This window comes from Candidatus Omnitrophota bacterium (assembly GCA_014728045.1).
Taxonomy (GTDB): domain Bacteria; phylum Omnitrophota; class Gorgyraeia; order Tantalellales; family Tantalellaceae; genus WJMH01.
The window spans coordinates 28,842-47,500 of the sequence record WJMH01000002.1; the positions used below are offsets into that span (position 1 = coordinate 28,842).

Here is an 18,659-nt window from a genome sequence, read left to right on the forward strand (position 1 = left end):
GTTGTATTTACCCTCACAAAAATAAAAACGGTTCATATTATCAGCATGGCGTCCCCGTAAGAGAAGAACCTGAATTTCGATTCAACCGCCCTGCTATAAGCTTCAAGAACAAAATCCTTTCCCGCAAAAGCGCTCACCAGCATCAAAAGCGTCGACTCCGGAAGATGAAAATTAGTGATAAGGCCATCTACTATTTTAAACTCATAACCGGGGTAAATAAAGAGGTTTGTCGCTCCCTTCTCGGGCCTGACCCCCTCCCCGGAAGAAGAGGCGCTCTCAAGAACACGCGTTGAAGTGGTTCCCACGGCGAAGACCCTGCCGCCATCGCTCTTTGTGCGGTTGACCGTTTCAGCGGCATCATCACCTATCTCGAAATATTCCGAATGCATCCGGTGGTCCTCCACATTCCTGGCTTTTACCGGCGAAAAAGTACCGTAACTTGTATGCAGTGTCACATGGACTATGGAAACGCCTTTAGAGGCAAGCTCTTCAAGGATCTCTCCGGTAAAATGAAGCCCGGCGGTAGGTGAGGCTGTGGCGCCTTCCTTTGAAGCGTAAACCGTCTGGTAATCCTCCCTGTCACGCAGACTGTCCTTGCGCGTAATGTACGGGGGCAGGGGTATATGGCCCGAATCAAGCACCTCTTCTATATCAGAATCAAAGCTCACGAAACGCCCGACATCGGCTTCGCCGTGAACAACTGCCTTTATGCCGCTTTCAAGTTCTATCTCTTCGTTCTGCTTAATACGCTTAGAGGGGCGTACAAGCGCGCGCAGCTTCTCGCCTTTCGTATCAAGAAGGAAGATCTCCACTTTAGCCCCGGTCTTTCTTTTACCGAACAGCCTCACGGGAAGCACCTTGGTATCGTTTAGAACAAGGCAGTCCCCCGGAGCGATATGCCCCGTTATATCCCTGAAGGTCTTCTCGGTTATACTATGGGTCTCGCGGTCAAGGACCATCAAACGCGATCGGTCCCTTTTCCCCAGAGGCTCCTGCGCGATAAGTTCCTTCGGAAGTTCATAATCAAATTCTTTCAGTTCCATATCATCTCTTTACCCATACTAATCAAGCTGGCCCAGCTGAACGATCTTTGAACCGGGGTAATAATGCCTGAGTATCCATTCAGCGCTCTTCCATCTCAGAGCAAGACCGAAAGCCCCCCACTGGCACATGCCGACCCCGTGGCCCCAGCCATATCCGCTGAAAAGATAGAAGGTCGGATACTTCTTGACCCTGAAGTTGGCGCTTTTCAGGGTCCTCCTTCCTATGGCGGATCTGAAGTGGCCGGTTGATATCTCGAACCATTTGTTACGCGTCCTTATCCTCACGTACTTTAGCCTGCCCGACCTGTCGCGTTCACCCGGGCGTATATCATCGATCCTGTTTACCTGGTAACCTTTATCCCTCAACTTCTCCGCTATCGTCTTTACCGGGACCCTCTCCTGCCACCTGAAATACGGCGACCACCTGCACCAGGGGCAGCGGACACCCCGCAAAGGCGCCAGATCCTCACCCCATATCACGGCAGCGTTCTCGGTCTTCCCTCCGCAACAGGAATGAAAATATGCGGGCAGTATCTTCCCCTCATACTCAAGAACCTTCCCTCTGGTGGCGTTGACCGCACGGTTGGTCCTCCATTTTTCGCATGACCTGCCTCCGTAGACCTGGGTATAAGTATCCGCGGTAAGATCGTAATACTTGTTCTTCCGCCGACGGGCCTTGGAAACGGCATAACTGCGCGAGGCTATGGCCTGCGCCTTCAGAGCGGCGAAGGGCCAGAAATGGTGAACTTCTTTGGACAGGACCCCCTTGAGATAATCCTCGATTTCCACCCTGTTCACCGCATCGATGCCGCTGCCCGTCCTTATAATATCCATCTGTCCCCTGTAAACTACCCCGTTCAGCCTTAAAGCGTCCCCCTCCTGCGGTATCACCCTTATCGCCTCGGTGAAAAAGGTCTTATCCGCGAACTTAATTCCCCGTGAGGAAGCCTTTACTTCAGTGCCTTCAGCGACCTCGGTTCTCTCCAGGAGGATATCTCCGGTACCCATCTCCTTTATCTGGGCCTGGCCCCTTGCCGAGATGAGAACGGTATCCGCATCATGGGCGACTCTCACGCGCACCAGGAAGGGTTCCCTGCTAACCTGGCGGCCGCCGAAAGGACCGAAGAACATAACAAGCGCAAGGAGGACCGCGATCAGCACCAGCGCCAGCTTGAAAGATCTATGTTCGAACATAAGAGAATCACTTTCTTGTGAACAGAAACAATAAGAACGAAATCACTATACTTACCAAAATACAGGTCGTTACCGGGAAATAGAACGTGAAGTTCTCCCTCCTGATCACGATATCGCCGGGCAGTCTGCCCAGCCAGGGGATCTTCCCGGATAAGAGGAAAAGCCCGCCCGCGAGCAGGAGAACTAAACCCAGTATGACAAGCATTTTACCCACAGCCTGCAACATTCACATCACCATTTTCTTATGGCCAGCATGATGACCTTGAAAAAACAATCAAAAACTATACCCACCGTGAGTTTTGACAGGTTACCGCTCCTGGGATGGAACCTGATCGGCACCTCACTTACCCGGGCACCTTTACGGATAGCGCGGTAAAGCGTCTCGGTGCAGATGAAATGGTTCTCGCTCCTCAGAGTATACGGTTCTATCTTTGCGAGGATACTACCGGTAAAGCACTTATACCCGGAAGTAGGGTCCTCCACCCCTGTTCTAAGCAAACCGTTTATTATGTTCCTGGCAAGACGGCTTATCAGCATCCTCACCAATGAACGCCTTTCGTCGCAGCCTCCCGGAACAAAGCGTGACCCCACGACGAGATCGTGACCGCTCAGAGCTTCTATCATTTCGGGAATATACACCGGATCATGAGAAAGATCAGCATCCATTACGATTACGAAACGGACCCCTTTATCCAGAGCGTATTCCAGACCGTCCTTTATGGCATATCCCATTCCCCTGGGGCCCTCGCGCTGGATCATCTCGACTCTCGACTCCCGTTCGGATATCCCTCGGATTATCTCCGTAGTACCATCGGTTGAACTGTCATCGACGACCAGGACATTAAGATCTTCTCTCGTCGAAAGCACTTTCTCCAAAAGAAGACGTATATTATCCCGCTCATTGCAGGCGGGAATGAGCACCAGTTTCATCTGTTCATCGGAGACGCTCGTCATTTTAAGTTCAGTATCCCTTTATCTTGAGTTTCAACAAGGCGTTCCTCGCCGGTTCGAAATCCGGTTTAAGCCTCAAAGCTTCCTGCCACTCTTCCCGCGCCTTGTCATACATCTTTTTGCCGTAATAGGCCAGACCCAGGTTGTAGCGTACCACCGGGGACGCGGGTCTTTGCCTTATTATCGCCTTATACTCGCCGATAGCCTTGTCGTAGATCTTCCTGCTCAAATATATGTTCGCGAGATTGTTCCTTGCCTTGTAATGCGAAGGTTTAGACTCGAGTATCCTGCGGTACTGCTCCATCGCCTCATCAATTCTGCCCTTGGTATAATATATATTGGCCAGATTGTTCCTCGCGTTAACGTCTCCCGGATCGAGCTCAAGCACTTTTTCGTACTGCTCAAGCGACTTCTCGTAAAGACGTCTTTTCATCAGAGATGTCGCCAGAAGATATCTTAACCCGGGATCGTCGGGATAAAGATCGATACCTTTTTCAAGGACTTTTTCCGCTTCGGCGTAACGGCCCGATTTGATAAGCGAGTAGGCCAGGTGATAATGCGCATTGGGATATATGGGGTCAAAACGCAGTGTTTCCCTGAACTGCCGGACGGCCTCATCGTACTGCGCCTTATTGAAACGGGCCAGACCAATCACAAAATGCATATCCGCGCGGGGCATGGGATTGTAAACATAACGGAAAAGCGCCCCTTCTCTGTTTTCGTCACGGCTGAACCCTTCTTCCTGAAGCGCTATGGCCTTGTCGTATTCCCCCATCGCCACATACAATAATCCCAAATGGTAATAAACCGAGCCGAGAGAGGGGTCCATCTGCCTGGCTTTCTGAAGCTCGCTGAGGGCTTTTTCATAATCACCCTGCTGATAATAGATATATCCCACAGCATCATGTGTAATGGCCATGTCCCTGAGGGACAGGGACTTCTGGAAATATTCCAGTGCCCTTTCGGTATTGCCTTTTTCATACTGGTAGGCCATTCCCAGGTTATAATAGACGCGATAGCTCCCCGGGGAAGTTCCTTTAGTGGCTTTCCATAGAGTGACCGCGTTCTGCCAGTCGTTGTTCCTGGCATAGGTCCTCGCCGAATAGAGAACTGTCAGCAGAATGAACACGGCCGCCAGGGCCATCCTGTTATAGCGGAAAGCCTTGATCCTCGGGGACTGGAAAACCTTCCAAAGAACAGCTGCAAGGAATATGCAAAAACCCGCGCAGGGAAGATAGATATATCTTTCCCTTATGGGGAACTGCATAAGACGGAAAAAGATATTCGAAACCGGGAGTATCGTGATGAAGAACCATCCCGCGCCGAAGAAGGCAAGCGGTGCCTTTTTCCTGATGGCGATGGCACCGGCTAAAACCGCAGCCGTCACGATAACAGGGACAAAGAAAGCGGGATCGGCCGCCGAAGAAGGCATGCTCCCCGGGAACATCTGCCCAAAAGGATACTCGACGCTGAGCCTTAATGGAAAGATAAAGAGCCACAGGTAGGTAGCTATCATCCTTCCCGTGAGAAGGAGTCTGGCCGGGTCGAAAAATCCCGCCCCGGCTTCACCGGGGTATGCCATGACACCGAACCTGACGAAAAGAAACAGCGCCGCCACGACAGCATAGCCGGCGTACTTGAACATACGGTCGCGTTCGATAGAACCTCCCGCGTAAAGATCACATAGGACAAGCACCGCAGGAAGCGTGAATCCCATTTCCTTGGAAAAACAGCTCAGGCCATAGAATAAAAGCGAGAGCGCGTAAAACAGCCCTCTTCTGCCCGCCTCCGGGGACACCGACCTCAGATATGTCCAGATCGCCCCAAGATAAAAAAGGGTCATTACCGCCTCATGCCGCGTGCCTATATTATTCACTGTTTCGGTCTGGACGGGATGGACGGTAAAAAAAACGGCTGCCGCGAAAGGCACAAGAATACGGGCCGACCAGGCACGGGCTTCCCCCGGTGAGAGATCGTCCTCTGGCCGGGCGCCGAGAAGTGCGCACAGAACGAAATACAGCATTACCCCGTTCACCACATGAAACAGAACGTTGGTCAGGTGATAACCGAAAGCCTCGTAATCCCATATAGCGTTATCCAGAAAGTATGTTATCGTGGTAATTGGCCTGTATGTACCCTCTTTCGTGCCCCTGAAGAACCTGTCCCGGTCAAAAAGGAACTTAAGGTTGGAAAGGTCCCCGATAAAGGCGTTCTCCTTAACCGAATACCTGTCATCGAGTAAAAATCCGTTATCCAGGGAATTGGAATAGACCAAAACACCCGCAATTACTATGAACAGAACGAATATTATCCTCAAGTGCCTTCGTTTCATATTAAAACCCCGCGTAAACCACCGGAACATTCAATGCGCCACGGTCCCAGACCATAACTACCGCAAAAAACAGCAGAAGCAGCAGTAACGGCAGGAGCATGATATGCCTGTAGTGATATATTTCACTTAAAACAGCATCGATCAGCCTTTCCATATATAAACCTTCCTTAGATCCCCGCCAACAATCCACGGGAATCAAGATATTCGTAGATTTCCGAGGAGACCTCTTCCTGGAGAGCCGGCTTCATATGCCCGTAATCGTAAAAACTCTCATACCCCAATGGATAGCCCTGTTGCTCCAGCTCCCCCGCAAGGTCGAGAACATACACTCCCTTTTTGCCTTCCTTCGCGAGGCGCTTCATTGCTTCGTACGCCTCGGTCCTGGTGCCAAGGTCACCGGTGAATATTTCCGAATCCCTCGCTTTCTTCAGCAAAGACAATCTATCCTCCGGATCCCCAGAGCCCATCGCACTATCATAATAGAACTCTGTCACTGAATAGACCCCGTAAGGTTTTGCCTCAAGGTTGTCCGGGTTCAGCACCAACACGACGGGGACATCCCGGCTTGCCAGGAAGCTTACCGTTTCATCCAGATTTTTCTTATAATCAGATGTTATCATGGCATTAACCCGTTTGAAACTTCCAGCGGGAACGCGCATTAGACCGGTAGCCTGGACAAAGTTCAAAAGAGCCGGCTGAAAATAACACCTGTTGAACCATGAAAGATATCCCGCCCAGTGGGTGAGGGTCCTGTTCTTATCCAGGCCCGATGCCTTCAACAGGCCTTTCACTGAAATGATCTTCAGAGGGTAGAAAAATTCCTTTATTCCGGCCGCGTGATAAGCGGCCTCATAATCCATCCCTCCTTCGTAGAAATATACCGCCAGGTCTGGTTTTTTAACAGCTACAGTGGCACGGATAATTTCATGGATGGCTTCCGAATCGGCGGATGTCATGGCCATGTTGTAGACCTTGAATTCCGGCTCTTGCGGAACTGAATTCAACTTCCTCTCCAGGATAACCGGGAAGGCGCTGGACCGTCCGCCTATAACCGGCAGTCTGGACACGGCGGGGGAGCTGCCGTATATGTAAATAGTCTTGTCTTCGGAAGAAGGCGCGAACTCTATTGTCTTTTCGAAATAATCGTACTGGCTCCTTGGATAAAGATACTCATATCTAATGGTCAACTCCCCGTCCTGTACCCTGGCGGAAGCCTCTCTTCTTTCAGATCTGAGGTAAGAGCTTACTCTTTCCCTGAAAATATCAAGGTCAAGCTCCGTGTTCACTCTGTTCACGTTAAGCCAGATGTTCAGCAAGACCGCCAGAGTCAGCAAAGCGGGCATAGATACGATGGTAGACGCTGTAAAATGCTTTATAAGAATACGAATATTCATTTCCAGATATAAGCCGAAATTTGCTTATATTAATATTATAATTACTATAATAATCTAACATAAGATGGGATTATTGCAAGACAATACTGTCTGGGAGGGACATTCTAGAAGATCCCGGAGAGAAAGGAACTTGCCACACCCTTGAGGAAATCGATACCCCGCCCCCCGAAAGCTATACCAACGCCGAAACTCACGTAACTGAAAGTAATTATTGTAGATACCACCCCCATTCCCCTCAATGCACTTATCCGGGAAAGCAGACGGTTTTTGGACCTTATATCCTGGAAATACCGCCAAACGACCAGTCCGATGCCGTTATATATTCCCGCGACCAAAAAATTCACGGTCGGTGCGTGCCAGAGCATGAAAAGAAGCATGGTCAGGAATATCCCGACATACATCTTGGCCCTTGTCCCTTTGTAGGCGAAAAACGGCAGGTAAAAATAGTCCCTGATCCAGCTGTACACCGATATATGCCAGTTCCTCCAGAAAAGTGCTATGTTGCTCTTGAAAAAGGGGTTATTGAAGTTCTCGATTATCCGGAAACCGAAAAGCCGTGATACACCTATAGCCATGTCGCAATAACCCCCGAAATCCATGTAGAGCCATATGGCCGCGGCGTATATCGACAGAAGAACAGCCCACCCGGAGAACGAAAGCGGGTCCTGGAGGACCGGCATGATAAATACCGCTATGGTATCGGCTATCATGAATTTTCTGATAATGCCGCGGAATATCCTCCAAAGCCCGTAATTGAAATCTCCAAGACCTATCCTCTGACCGGAGACCGCCTGGCCATGGAAAGCCGGGAACCTTTCAACGGGACCTGCAAGGAAAGTAGGAAAGAACAAAACGTAAGAGACGAAATCCGCCAGCCCGGGATCAGGCACTTTCTCCCGGTATGTTTCAACGGCATAATGAATAAGCCTGAATGTCACGAACGAAAGACCAATGGGTATTATTATATTGGAATTTTCAATCAAGGGGCCTGACCATTCAGGGAAAATATTACTGTTAAGGTACATAACCCGCGCACCAAAGATCTTGTAAAAAGAGAGGTTCGCCACCAGAAGCGCTATGACCGTTATCAGATAGGGTTTTCTGGAAGGCTCAGCCGCGGCACTCATCAGGCGACATATCCAGTAAACGAAAGCGCACATCAGAAGATAATACACTCCGAACATCGGGCCGATCGCGCATACGGCACCTAGACTGAGAAGCATGACCATCCATCTTCTTGCCCGGGCTGAAGGTATAAGCCAGTAAACGGCAAGAGAGCCCGCCAGGAAAATTAATGCATTTATCGTGGTCATCGGGCTTCCTCCGCGCCAAGCACCTCGCGAAGAGATCCTGTTATCTTCAAAATCTCACGGTCGGTCATTTCATCATAGATCGGTAGCTGCAGGTTGACCGAATAAAGCCGTGTGGCTGCCGGAAAATCTTCCCCTTCTGATCCAAAAAGCACCGGACAGTTATCCGTTATTTCTTCTGCGATGCCGCAATCGACGCCTCTGGACAGCATCTCAAGCTTTACCTCGTCCAGAGGTTTTTGTTCTCTGATCTTTACCACCAGAAAATAATACACCCTCTGTGAATCCCGGGGTATGCTCTGGGGGATGACCGTATCCGGCAGGGCGCTTGTTATCCGGGCGCCTTTCTCCCGGCGAAGCGATTCTCTACCCTTCAGCCGCTCCAGCTGTCTCATGCCCAGTCTGGCCTGCAGGGAAGTAAACCTTGTGCGTTCCTGCCGCGTTCCGGCATGCGCCTTCCAGTAAAGCCTCTTAATGAGCTCCTCGTTCTTTCTGTATATCCTTATCAGTAAGGGGAATAGCGGCCCCTGCACCATAAGGTTCTCAAAACATAAAAAGACTATCTTGTTTACGACACCCCAGTGATCAAGCGGATATTCCGAGATCTTTTCCCTTATCCCCGAAGCAAGCGTATCGTCATTACAGGTTATCATGCCCCCGCCGAAAGTATTGACCGGCTTTGTCAGTTCAAAACTAAAAAAAGAAGCGTCACCCAGAGAACCGACCTTCCTGCCCTTGTACTCGGCGCCGGCCGCATGCGCGCAGTCCTCAATGACCTTAACGCCGTGCTCGCGGGCAATGGAGAGTATCCGTTCCATGTCGCAGGGAACACCGAATAAATGGGTTGCCATGATGGCACCGGTGCGAGGGGTTATCTTTTTACTGATAGCGTCGGGATCGATATTGAAACTATCATCTTCAACATCACAGAATACGACCTTAAACCCCAGCTTCTTTATCAGGGGCACCAGGTCCTTGAGCGTATAGGCGGGAATGATAACCTCATCTCCCTGCTCCAGGCCGATGGATGAGAGGATAAGCTCCATCGCATTGCGCCCCGAACAGCAGGATATAGCATTGCGGCTGTCTATAAAAGCGGCGAAACGATCTTCAAAAAGCCCGATGAGATCCTCGTTGCATTTATCATCGAACAGGCAGCCTGCGATGTCCTTCCACATGCCGCTGTAAAAACGAGGGCGGCGCCTGCGTATCATACCCCGCCTCCGATGATCTTAAGCGCCTTCTCTACGAGAAGACCCTGCCTGAACCTGTCCCCCCAGCATCGATCACATCTTTTCTTCATGAGGAGGTTCTCCCTGAACTTGCGCATCTTATCCCCCGTCCACGCCCCCATAAATCCGCTTTCGATCACGTTCCCCAGGACCTCACCCTGTTCGATACATGCGTATAAACCCCCTTCCGGATCAAGATCACCGAAAAAAATGCCTGCCATGCAGCGATATTCTTCCCCAGAGAGCGTTCCAGCCACGTGATCGGGTATCCGCCGGTGATACTCATTATCGAGTTCGGGATATTTTTCCAGCAATCCTAGGAAATATTCTCTGAATTCCGGCGCCTTATTTTGATCTATTTCGAATCCGGGAGGAACCTTGTACATTCCGTCTCCGGTAGAACTGATCACTTTGAAAATTATATCATCGCTCCTTTTCCTCCAGCTCTTTACCAGTTCGTCCGCACCGAAAGCGTTCTTCCCCGTCAATAAATGCCTGACGGATATCCAGGGCCTTCTCTTTTTGCGCATCCTGAGAAGTTCGTGTACCCCCTCTTCTATCCGGGTATAAAGACCCGGATAGCCCCGCAAACTGTCATGCTCACTGGCTATGTGGCTATCGACGCTTATGGTGACCATATCGACCCCGAACTCGCATAACATACCTGCCTTCTCTCTCAGCTTGGAACCGTTGGTTGAAATATTGACGAGCATCCCCCCGCGCTTTGCCACTAAGATAAGGTCCTCCAAATCGCTCATAAGGAACGGTTCAGCCGCGCAGAAACTCAGCAACCAGACCCCAGCTTCACCCGCCTGTCTGACGATCTCAGCCCTTTCTTTTAACGTGGCTTCCTGCCGGTCGCTACTGCGGGGGCGCCGCCAGTATTCGCAGAAAGAGCATTTGGCATCACAAACGGTACTGGCGTTGAACACCAGGACCAAAGGTCCCCTTCGGGGAATGGCGTTGTGCCTGAGAACACGAGCGTTATCCAGAAAAGTCCTGAGCAACCGCACGGGATGCCTGCCGTACTTGGACCAGAGATCCGTTATGTCTTTTACTGAAAGTCCCCTCATGCGTCTCGTCCGCAAAAAAGCAAAGGGCCGGACCCTAAACGTGCGCTAAGAACATCTTTTTCACGTTCCAGGGTGCAGCCCCTTGATCAAACACCTGCCGCGTCCGCCGCGGCGAATGTACTAAAATAGCTCTTTCTGCGGATCACTCCTTTTCCCCATGTACTCGTATGCTTTTTCGGTAAGTTCCCGGCCTCTGGGCGTCCTTCTAAGAAAACCTATTTTCAACAGATACGGTTCGACTATATCCTGAATTGTATCGGTTTCCTCATTGAGCGAAGAAGCTATGGCATCTATTCCCACGGGCCCTCCCTTGTAGGCGCCGTGTATTATATCCAGCAACCTGCGGTCTATCCTGTCAAGACCCGCCTCGTCGATACCGTGACTGGTCAGGGCGGATATCGTGGCCTGCTTCGTTATCCGTCCGTCGGACTTGACCTCGACCCAGTCCCTGACCCTGCGCAGCAGCCTGTTGGCTATCCTTGGTGTTCCGCGGGAACGCCTTGCGATCTCGCCGGCCCCCTCATCGTCCACGAATATCCCTAATAGTTCCGCCGACCTTTTTACTATCGTCTTGAGTTCCTCCGGTGAATAGAATTCAAGGTGGTAGAACATCCCGAACCTGTCCCTCAGGGGTGAGCTTAAAAGCCCCGCCCTGGTAGTGGCCCCGACCAGGGTGAACCTTTTCAGGTTGAACTTTATGGTCTTGGCGTACGGCCCCTTGTCCACGAGGAAATCTATCTGGAAATTCTCCATGGCCGGGTAGATGAATTCCTCCACCACCTTGGACAGGCGGTGTATCTCGTCTATGAAGAGCACGTCCCCCTCGGACATGTTCGTGAGGATACCTATGAGGTCCCCGGCCCTTTCTATGGCCGGCCCGCTGGTAGCCGTTACCTTGGTCCCGACTTCGTTAGCTATGATGTACGCCAGTGAAGTCTTTCCCAGTCCCGGAGGCCCTGAAAGAAGAACATGTTCCATGGGCTCATTGCGCTTTTTCGCGGCCTGTAAGGCGATACTCAGGGAATCGGCCACGGCGGACTGGCCGATAAAATCCTCAAGATGTTTCGGCCTCAGGCTGAGGTTCATTATAACATCGTCCTCTGTCTCCCCCTCGCGCACGATCTGTTCGCTTTTATCTATGAATTTTTCTCTTCCCGCATCAGTCATTTTATTACCTCATCGCTAAGCTGTATTTAGTTGTTTTCTTTCCCGGTAGACCTCGTTAAGAAGCTCCTCGCTGGTCTTCGTCGCAGGAGCCCTCTCCAGGGCCTTGCTTATCATGTTCTCCGCTTCGGTCTTCTTGTACTGTAGCTGCAGGAGGACTTCCAGCGCTTCGCTTTTTATGTCCTCGTGGCGCCTGGCGACCTTGAGCGAGGCATCCCTTATAAGACCGTATTTGCCCACTTTCCCTTTCAGTTTGGCGACTATTTCGGCGGCCTTACGCTTGCCGATGCCCGGCAGGTTCTTAAGGAACGCTTCATTGCCCGAATCTATCGCTTCGGCTATGAGTGAAAATGGTTCCGCCAGGGCCCTGCACGCGGCCTTTGGTCCTATACCGGAAACGGATATGAACTTCTCGAAGAACTCCCTTTCTACCTCGTTCTGAAACCCTATGAGAACAGGTACTCCGGAGGACTGAGAAAGCTGAAGATAGTGGTACGTAACCAGGTTGAGATCGCCCTGCAGAGAACCTGTCTCCTCAAGAGCGCTCCTTACCGCGACAGGGATAAGCACCTCATAGCACAGTCCTCCCGTCGCTATCATAAGAGCATCTTCTTTTACCTCGGTCAATTCGCCCGATATCCTGGATATCATTCGGCCGCCTTTACTGTTCTGGCGCCAGGCCCCATGGGCCTTCCGCCGCATTCCATATAAATATAACAGATCGCCATCGCCAAAGCGTCACTGACATCGAACGGTCCCGGTGAAGCCTCAAGCTCCAGCATTGACCTGACCATGTCCTGGACCTGGTGCTTGCCGGCCCTGCCGTTACCGGTGACGGCTTTCTTGATCCTCGTTGAAGCATAACTTACCAGGGGGACACCTTCCACCCCGCAGGCCAGGCAGACAACACCTCTGGCATGTCCCATCAGAAGAGCGGTGGTAGGATGCTTGTAATGTGCATACAGCTTCTCGAGAACAAGGATTTCAGGTCTATGCTCACGGATAACATCCGTGACGTTACGGTATATTTCGGAAAGTCTTTGCGTTATGCCGCTATCGGCAGAGGTGCGGATCACCCCGGCTTCCACGACCTTCATACGTCCGTTACCGGTAAACTCGATAAGGCCGTAGCCGGTCCTGTTCAGTCCTGGGTCGATCCCTAATATACGCATAGATCCTGGAGGTTAATAGATCTTCATTCGTTCTCTATCTTCGCGAGCACTTGATCGGGTATGTCAAAATTGCTGTATACGTTCTGGACGTCATCGTTATCCTCAAGGTCCTCGACCAGAGCGAGCACTTTTTTCGCTGTCTCGATGTCATCCACTTTTATGGTGTTCTTGGGAACCTGGCTGAGTTCACTGGATTCCAGCTCGACGTTCTTTTCGACCAGACCGGTGCGTACCTTGTCAAAATCCTGCGGGGCACATACTATCTGGTAAAAGTCCTCGTCTGAAGTAAGGTCCTCTGCTCCTGCTTCCAGGGCTATATCCAGAAGTTCGTCCTCCTGGGCATCCTCACGCCTTACCATGAAAACCCCTTTGCGCTCGAACTGGAAGGAAACCGAGCCTTCCCCCGCCATATTACCGCCGCGCTTGGAAAATATACTTCTGACCTCGCTGGTTGTCCTGTTCCTGTTATCGGTAAGACCTTCGACGATAATGGCCACACCTCCCGGGGCATAACCTTCGAAGGACACGTTCTCGTAAGAAACGCCTTCAAGCTCACCGGTCCCTTTTTTTATGGCGCGGTCGATATTGTCCGCCGGCATGTTGGAATCCTTCGCCTTCTGGATGGCAAGCCTCAACCGGGGATTGGCATCAGGATCGCCTCCACCTTCTCTTGCGGAGACGGTTATCTCCCGAATGAGTTTGGTAAAAAGCTTACCCCTTTTAGCGTCCAGAGCGCCTTTTTTATGTTTGATACTTGCCCATTTGGAATGTCCGGACATATTTCGCGCCTCCTGGTGCTTTTAAATAGTAAACAGATTCACTTTATTCACTTTCTTCCTTACCACTCTTGCTCTGGGTAATGACCTTTTGAGCGACATTGGAGGGCACTGGATCGTAATGGGAGAACGTCATGGTATATGTGGCCCTGCCGCCGGTTATGGACTTGAGCTCGTTGGCATAGGTGTACATCTCAGCAAGGGGTATCTGCGCCTTCACCACCTGCATGCCACCTTCGGAATCCATTCCCTGCACCCGACCTCTGTGGGTGCTCAGAGAACCTGTAATATCACCCATGTTCTCCTCCGGTATGGTCAGTTCAACGTTCATTATGGGTTCAAGCAGCGCGGGTTTCGCTTTCTGGGTGGATTCACGGAAAGCATGCGCGGCAGCGATCTGGAAGGCTATATCCTTCGAATCCACCGGGTGGGTCTTACCGTCATACACTACCACCCTTACATCGACCACGGGGTAACCGGCGACCGTACCTTCCTCCATGGCGTTAAGCACGCCCTTTTCGCAGCTTCCGAGGAACTGTTTGGGAATGGCACCGCCTACGACCTCGTCGACGAATTCAAACCCTTCCCCCCGGGGCAGGGGTTCGATCCTCATCCATACTTCTGCGAACTGCCCGGCACCGCCGCTCTGCTTCTTGTGGCGGTACTTGGAATCACCTTTGGCGGTAATCGTTTCCTTGTAAGCAACCTTAGGCGTCCCGATGTCGACCTCGACGTTATACCGGTCCTTCATCCTGTTGAGCATGGTCTTCAGGTGGAGCTCACCCATACCCGAGACGACAAGTTCGTGCGTCTGTTTGTCCCGCACCATGGAGAACGAAGGATCTTCTGCTATCAACTTGGTCAGAACATCGGATATCTTATCTTCGTCGGACCGGCTTTTAGGTTTCAGCGAATAGCTTATCGCCGGGTCCGGGAAATTAATGGGTTTGAACTTAACCGGGTTCTTGCTGTCGCACAAGGTATCTCCGGTAGCGGTATCCTTCAGTTTGACCACAGCGGCAATATCCCCGGCAAGCACTTTATCCGTGTTGATATGGTCCTTACCCTTCAGGTAGAAGATCTGTCCCATTTTTTCGGTTATTTCCTTGTTAGAGTTCTGCACGGACTGGTTGGTGGATATCTCCCCGGCCCATACGCGGAATATCGATATCTGTCCGGCAAAAGGATCGGATATGGTCTTGAAAACCTGCGCGGCAAAAGGCGCATCCGGCTTTGCCTCCACAGTCTTGCCTTCCTCGACGGTCGCCTTGGCCGGAGCATCTTCCGGCGAGGGCATGTAATTGGCTATCACCGTCATTATTTCCTCGATGCCTATCTCTTTTTCCGCGGCGGCGGGTATGACCGGGATGATCTTACCTTCGATTACGGCTTTCCTGAAAGCGGGTTTCAGCTCCTCCGGGGTAAGAGTGCCGGCTTCGAAATACTTTTCCAGGAGCGCATCATCAGATTCGGCAACCCCTTCCATCATTTCCTTGGAAAGCACCTCTGCGTTGGTCTGGTCATCCCCCTGAAGCTTATCGATCCCTTCACCGGTAAGTATGTTCGCCATACCGGAAAAACTTGAGCCGCTGCCGTTGGGGTAATACAAAGCGACGCAATTCTTGCCGAGGGATGATTTAATGCTTTCCAGGGCCTTGGAAAAATTGGCATGCTCGCTGTCCATCTTGTTGATGACGATCATACCGGGCAGCGATCTCTGCCTGGATATCTTCCAGTATTTTGTTGTTCCTACCTTCACGCCCCCGAAAGCGTCGACAAGCATTATCTGGGCATCGGCGGCGTGAACGCCCCCGATCACATCGCCCACATAGTCCAGGTAGCCGGGGGTGTCTATGAGATTGACCTTGACGCCGTCTTTCTCATAGGACGCCACCGCCAGGTCTATTGAGTTCTTGCGCTCCTTTTCGTCATCATTATAATCAGAAACCGTGGTCCCTTCCGCTACGCTTCCCTTGTTCGAGACGGCACCCCCCTTGAACAGGAGATTCTCGACAAGAGTCGTTTTACCTTCGCCGGCGTGGGACAATAGAACAACATTACGGATATTTTTGGTCGTGACTGCCACTTGATTACCCCCTTCTCATATGAATAGGATTCAGAAAGTTAATTGAAAAAACAATTATTTCCCCCTACGCGTCCAGCGTAAAAGAATTATTACTTTATAATATATACATTATTTTTTATTATAATAGTAAAGGGACTTTTGTCAATGGAATTAGTGGCCCGCGCCTTAAAAGACCTGTGGTTAGGCGGCAGGTAATTATAATATCCGCAGTTCACTCATAGAGCCCGGTCCCTCGGATGTCTGGCAGATCGTGTTTTTCGCAAAGGGGTAGGCGGCTTTCATTCTCACCTTTCGACCGAAGGGACTTTTCCTTTCGCTCCGGTCTCGTCCTCATATATTATCAGGCCCGCTTTCGGCCCGCTCAATATCTCCTCGCTCATATCCCTGAGAACCTCTTTCCTGCTCTCGGGCAAATCCTCGGTAACCTTGACCTCAAGGCGCGGGACCTCTTTTCTCGAGACGTAATCTTTAAGCATCCTTCCGGAATCATCGAACTCAACGATCCTGCTTTCGACCAGCACCGTACGCGCGGCAAGACCGTGGAAAATATCCTCGCGGGATACTACCTTCTCTTGTGTGTCACACCTCCAGACGATCTTCTCGCCGCTGAAAAAGACCTTTTCCGGATGGCCGTATTTTTCCAGGTTGGCTCTCCACTGCGTTCCGAGCTCATCGTGCTCCAGCCTGTATTCCCAGACCTTTTTGCCGAGTGCCGGTATCGCCCCGGGCATGACCAAAAGAACGTTCTCCACCACACCGGCGTCGGAGAACTGGAAAAAGATAAGATAATTCTTCTTCTCCGCGCTCCGGACCTTCATGCCGCTTTTATAGAACCAGCATTCCTTGTCCTGGATGGTCCTCTCGAAAAAAGGTTTACCGAAAAACCCCAGTATCTCGCTCTTTCGGGTTTTCCCGCTTTTTATGCTGAATTGAGCGGCCCGGCTTTTTACGAGTATGTCACTATCCGCTGAGGATGCCTCGGAAAAGGTAAGAACAACAGCTGCAACAAGAATGCTATGGAAAAATTTATTTGACCGCATATAGAGCTTCAGAAGTTCGGCCGGAAAGAAATATCGAACATCATCGCCCCCTCTACATAGTTGGCAATGAACTGAAGAACGAAACCAAGCACCAGAAGCAGCATGCCGATATTGGACAAGATATCGGAAAAGGCATCTTTTTTCATCTTATCCGCTTCGAGATCGACGCCTGCAACATACGCCCTGGTGGCGATATCCATTTTAGGCGGAAAGCCGAAGGCCCAGATAAGTGATATGCCAATAATGTTCAAGAAAAGGCCTGCGCCTTTCAACCAAATATCAGTTATAAAAAACTCCATACGGGCACCTCTTTTTTTCTAAAGTATACCTCGGAGCATCGTATCAAGCAAACCTTTAGGCGTTCTAGTCCTTGATGATCCTCATTGACCTGCCCGGGCTCGTCATATGCCGCACCATGATGCAATCATCCAGCCTGGTGTCATAAACATATATCCTGCCGCTGGCCCGGTCGAAGAACCCCGTAAGGCCCGAAGGATAGACCAGGACTTCATACTGGGTGTAATCCGGGGTCTCAGCCTCCCCCCTGTCAAACTGGGCGAAGCACAGCCCGCAAAAGAAAGTGGCCGCGCCGAACAATAATATGAACGCAAGTATAAGTCTAGTTCTTTCGCACATATTCATCGATCTCCTTGTTTTTTGTGTATACTGCCTGAGCTCTCATCCTGTCCGCGGGAGGCTATTTTTTTCAGAGCGCATTCCATCTCCCGCTCCATCCACCAGGCGCACTGTACCTGCATGCACTGTCTGTCCACAAGAGGACATTTCTTTATGCCCCATTCATTGTTCATTCGTGATCCTCCTTTCGGTATGGATTCAAGTATAACCCAACACGGGCATAAATAAAAACAGGGAGCAAAGGCCGGCTCTATCCGGCAATTCGACCGGATGCGGCGTATTCACGGATGATAAGATACAGAACTGGCCCTTCCTAATCGGGACACCCCAGATCGCGTGAGATCTGGTATAGCACGGTCGAAGCGAAATGCGGCTGGGGTATAAGGAATTTCCGGGCATAAACGGTCATCCTGCAGGAAGCACCGCCGCTTTCACGGATTTTTACGATGACATTATGTCCTTCTATTATCGCTCTTATGATCCTGTGATGCTCTACCTTGCGAGTTTTAGTCCTCCTGCCCAGCCTGTCGATTATTTCGACGCTCTTTATGAAAATATCCTCAGGCCTGTCGGGGAACTCCGCCGTCGCGGAGTCCTTTCCCAGGACCAGGAATCCCGCACCTACGGGAAGAAGCCCTGCCCCTCCTATGGTGAGAAGACCCGCCACGGCCGCGCCCTTTATGGTGGTCTCCCCCACGGCTTCGTGGAAGATTATTATAAGCAGGTCCATTACATCCAGCATGTCGCTGTATTTGCGGTCTTTGATCTGGACGTCAAAGACCCGGAAGAATGGGGCCTCTCCTTCCCGCGAATAATCGGTATACAGAACCTTCTCCATACTGAACTCGAACGTATCAATGGGCAGTATATCCGAAAGGTGAAGACCTTTTTCCCTGCCTTCCTTGACGAACCTGAGCTCATCGATGTTAAGGCGTCCGCTCTCGTTCCTGATAACGTTCAACTCATCTATCTCGATATCGGCGAACCCGACGGGTATTTTACCATGTTCCATATCGATACTGACGCCTCTTAAGGCTATCTTACTTATATCAATAAGCGTCCCATCGGGAAAACCCGCGGGATTATGTATCTTAAAACCGGTTATATGTATGATGTGCTCTTCCGGGTCGAAGGAGAGGCTTTCCATTTCGACAGGCGCCCCTGAAAGGTTCTCCATAAGTCGGATGCCGGCGAGTTTTATGAAATGATCACTGAAAACATATACCGCCGTCACGCCGAGAAGGCAAACCGCCAGC

Annotated in this window: 20 protein-coding genes (1 of these 20 only partly in view); all 20 read right to left on the reverse strand. The window is 51.0% G+C overall.

All coding sequences use genetic code 11. The features are described from left to right. Positions 1-32: 32 nt before the first annotated feature. A complete protein-coding gene (gene queA / locus GF409_00220) occupies positions 33-1,043 on the reverse strand; it encodes a tRNA preQ1(34) S-adenosylmethionine ribosyltransferase-isomerase QueA (GenBank protein MBD3425638.1) in 1,011 nt (336 codons plus the stop codon). 18 nt (positions 1,044-1,061) lie between these two features. Beyond that, on the reverse strand, positions 1,062-2,237 hold the full coding sequence (locus GF409_00225) for a SpoIID/LytB domain-containing protein (protein ID MBD3425639.1): 1,176 nt from the start codon (positions 2,235-2,237) through the stop codon (positions 1,062-1,064). 7 nt (positions 2,238-2,244) lie between these two features. Further along, complete coding sequence (locus GF409_00230; GenBank protein MBD3425640.1) at positions 2,245-2,460, reverse strand: DUF2905 family protein; 216 nt, start codon at positions 2,458-2,460, stop codon at positions 2,245-2,247. 8 nt (positions 2,461-2,468) lie between these two features. After that, positions 2,469-3,191 (reverse strand): glycosyltransferase, encoded by a 723-nt coding sequence (locus tag GF409_00235; protein ID MBD3425641.1) that lies wholly within the window; start codon positions 3,189-3,191, stop codon positions 2,469-2,471. 7 nt (positions 3,192-3,198) lie between these two features. Beyond that, on the reverse strand, positions 3,199-5,550 hold the full coding sequence (locus GF409_00240) for a tetratricopeptide repeat protein (GenBank protein ID MBD3425642.1): 2,352 nt from the start codon (positions 5,548-5,550) through the stop codon (positions 3,199-3,201). Further along, positions 5,522-5,674: a hypothetical protein gene (locus GF409_00245; protein ID MBD3425643.1), complete on the reverse strand. Its 153-nt coding sequence runs from the start codon at positions 5,672-5,674 to the stop codon at positions 5,522-5,524. Before GF409_00245 ends, GF409_00240 begins: the two co-directional genes overlap by 29 nt. Before the next feature lie 13 nt (positions 5,675-5,687). Continuing rightward, complete coding sequence (locus tag GF409_00250) at positions 5,688-6,863, reverse strand: hypothetical protein (protein MBD3425644.1); 1,176 nt, start codon at positions 6,861-6,863, stop codon at positions 5,688-5,690. Between the two features lie 155 nt (positions 6,864-7,018). Continuing rightward, the gene (locus tag GF409_00255; GenBank protein ID MBD3425645.1) at positions 7,019-8,227 is read right to left on the reverse strand and encodes a hypothetical protein; all 1,209 of its coding nucleotides are present in this window, start codon (positions 8,225-8,227) and stop codon (positions 7,019-7,021) included. After that, positions 8,224-9,438, reverse strand: coding sequence for an aminotransferase class I/II-fold pyridoxal phosphate-dependent enzyme (locus GF409_00260; GenBank protein ID MBD3425646.1), 1,215 nt, complete (start codon positions 9,436-9,438; stop codon positions 8,224-8,226). Before GF409_00260 ends, GF409_00255 begins: the two co-directional genes overlap by 4 nt. Further along, positions 9,435-10,529 carry a radical SAM protein gene (locus GF409_00265; GenBank protein ID MBD3425647.1) on the reverse strand — a complete coding sequence of 365 codons (1,095 nt, stop codon included), beginning with the start codon at positions 10,527-10,529 and terminating at the stop codon, positions 9,435-9,437. Before GF409_00265 ends, GF409_00260 begins: the two co-directional genes overlap by 4 nt. A gap of 120 nt (positions 10,530-10,649) precedes the next feature. Continuing rightward, complete coding sequence (gene ruvB, locus GF409_00270; protein ID MBD3425648.1) at positions 10,650-11,696, reverse strand: Holliday junction branch migration DNA helicase RuvB; 1,047 nt, start codon at positions 11,694-11,696, stop codon at positions 10,650-10,652. Positions 11,697-11,711: 15 nt separating this feature from the next. Next, on the reverse strand, positions 11,712-12,395 hold the full coding sequence (locus tag GF409_00275; GenBank protein MBD3425649.1) for a hypothetical protein: 684 nt from the start codon (positions 12,393-12,395) through the stop codon (positions 11,712-11,714). Further along, on the reverse strand, positions 12,341-12,865 hold the full coding sequence (gene ruvC, locus GF409_00280) for a crossover junction endodeoxyribonuclease RuvC (GenBank protein MBD3425650.1): 525 nt from the start codon (positions 12,863-12,865) through the stop codon (positions 12,341-12,343). Before ruvC ends, GF409_00275 begins: the two co-directional genes overlap by 55 nt. 23 nt (positions 12,866-12,888) lie before the next feature. After that, on the reverse strand, positions 12,889-13,644 hold the full coding sequence (locus GF409_00285) for a YebC/PmpR family DNA-binding transcriptional regulator (GenBank protein MBD3425651.1): 756 nt from the start codon (positions 13,642-13,644) through the stop codon (positions 12,889-12,891). 43 nt (positions 13,645-13,687) lie between these two features. Beyond that, positions 13,688-15,727: an elongation factor G gene (locus GF409_00290; GenBank protein MBD3425652.1), complete on the reverse strand. Its 2,040-nt coding sequence runs from the start codon at positions 15,725-15,727 to the stop codon at positions 13,688-13,690. Between the two features lie 284 nt (positions 15,728-16,011). Then, the gene (locus GF409_00295) at positions 16,012-16,767 is read right to left on the reverse strand and encodes a hypothetical protein (GenBank protein MBD3425653.1); all 756 of its coding nucleotides are present in this window, start codon (positions 16,765-16,767) and stop codon (positions 16,012-16,014) included. A gap of 8 nt (positions 16,768-16,775) precedes the next feature. Next, on the reverse strand, positions 16,776-16,967 hold the full coding sequence (locus GF409_00300; protein ID MBD3425654.1) for a hypothetical protein: 192 nt from the start codon (positions 16,965-16,967) through the stop codon (positions 16,776-16,778). 163 nt (positions 16,968-17,130) lie between these two features. Then, positions 17,131-17,403, reverse strand: a complete 273-nt coding sequence (locus GF409_00305; GenBank protein ID MBD3425655.1) for a hypothetical protein — start codon at positions 17,401-17,403, stop codon at positions 17,131-17,133. Positions 17,404-17,405: 2 nt separating this feature from the next. Next, the gene (locus tag GF409_00310) at positions 17,406-17,576 is read right to left on the reverse strand and encodes a hypothetical protein (protein MBD3425656.1); all 171 of its coding nucleotides are present in this window, start codon (positions 17,574-17,576) and stop codon (positions 17,406-17,408) included. 140 nt (positions 17,577-17,716) lie between these two features. Beyond that, positions 17,717-18,659, reverse strand: the 3' portion of a protein-coding gene (locus tag GF409_00315; GenBank protein MBD3425657.1) for a hypothetical protein. The gene runs 38 nt beyond the window's last position; 943 of the gene's 981 nt are visible here — the last part of the coding sequence; its start codon lies beyond the right edge, outside the window; it ends in the stop codon at positions 17,717-17,719.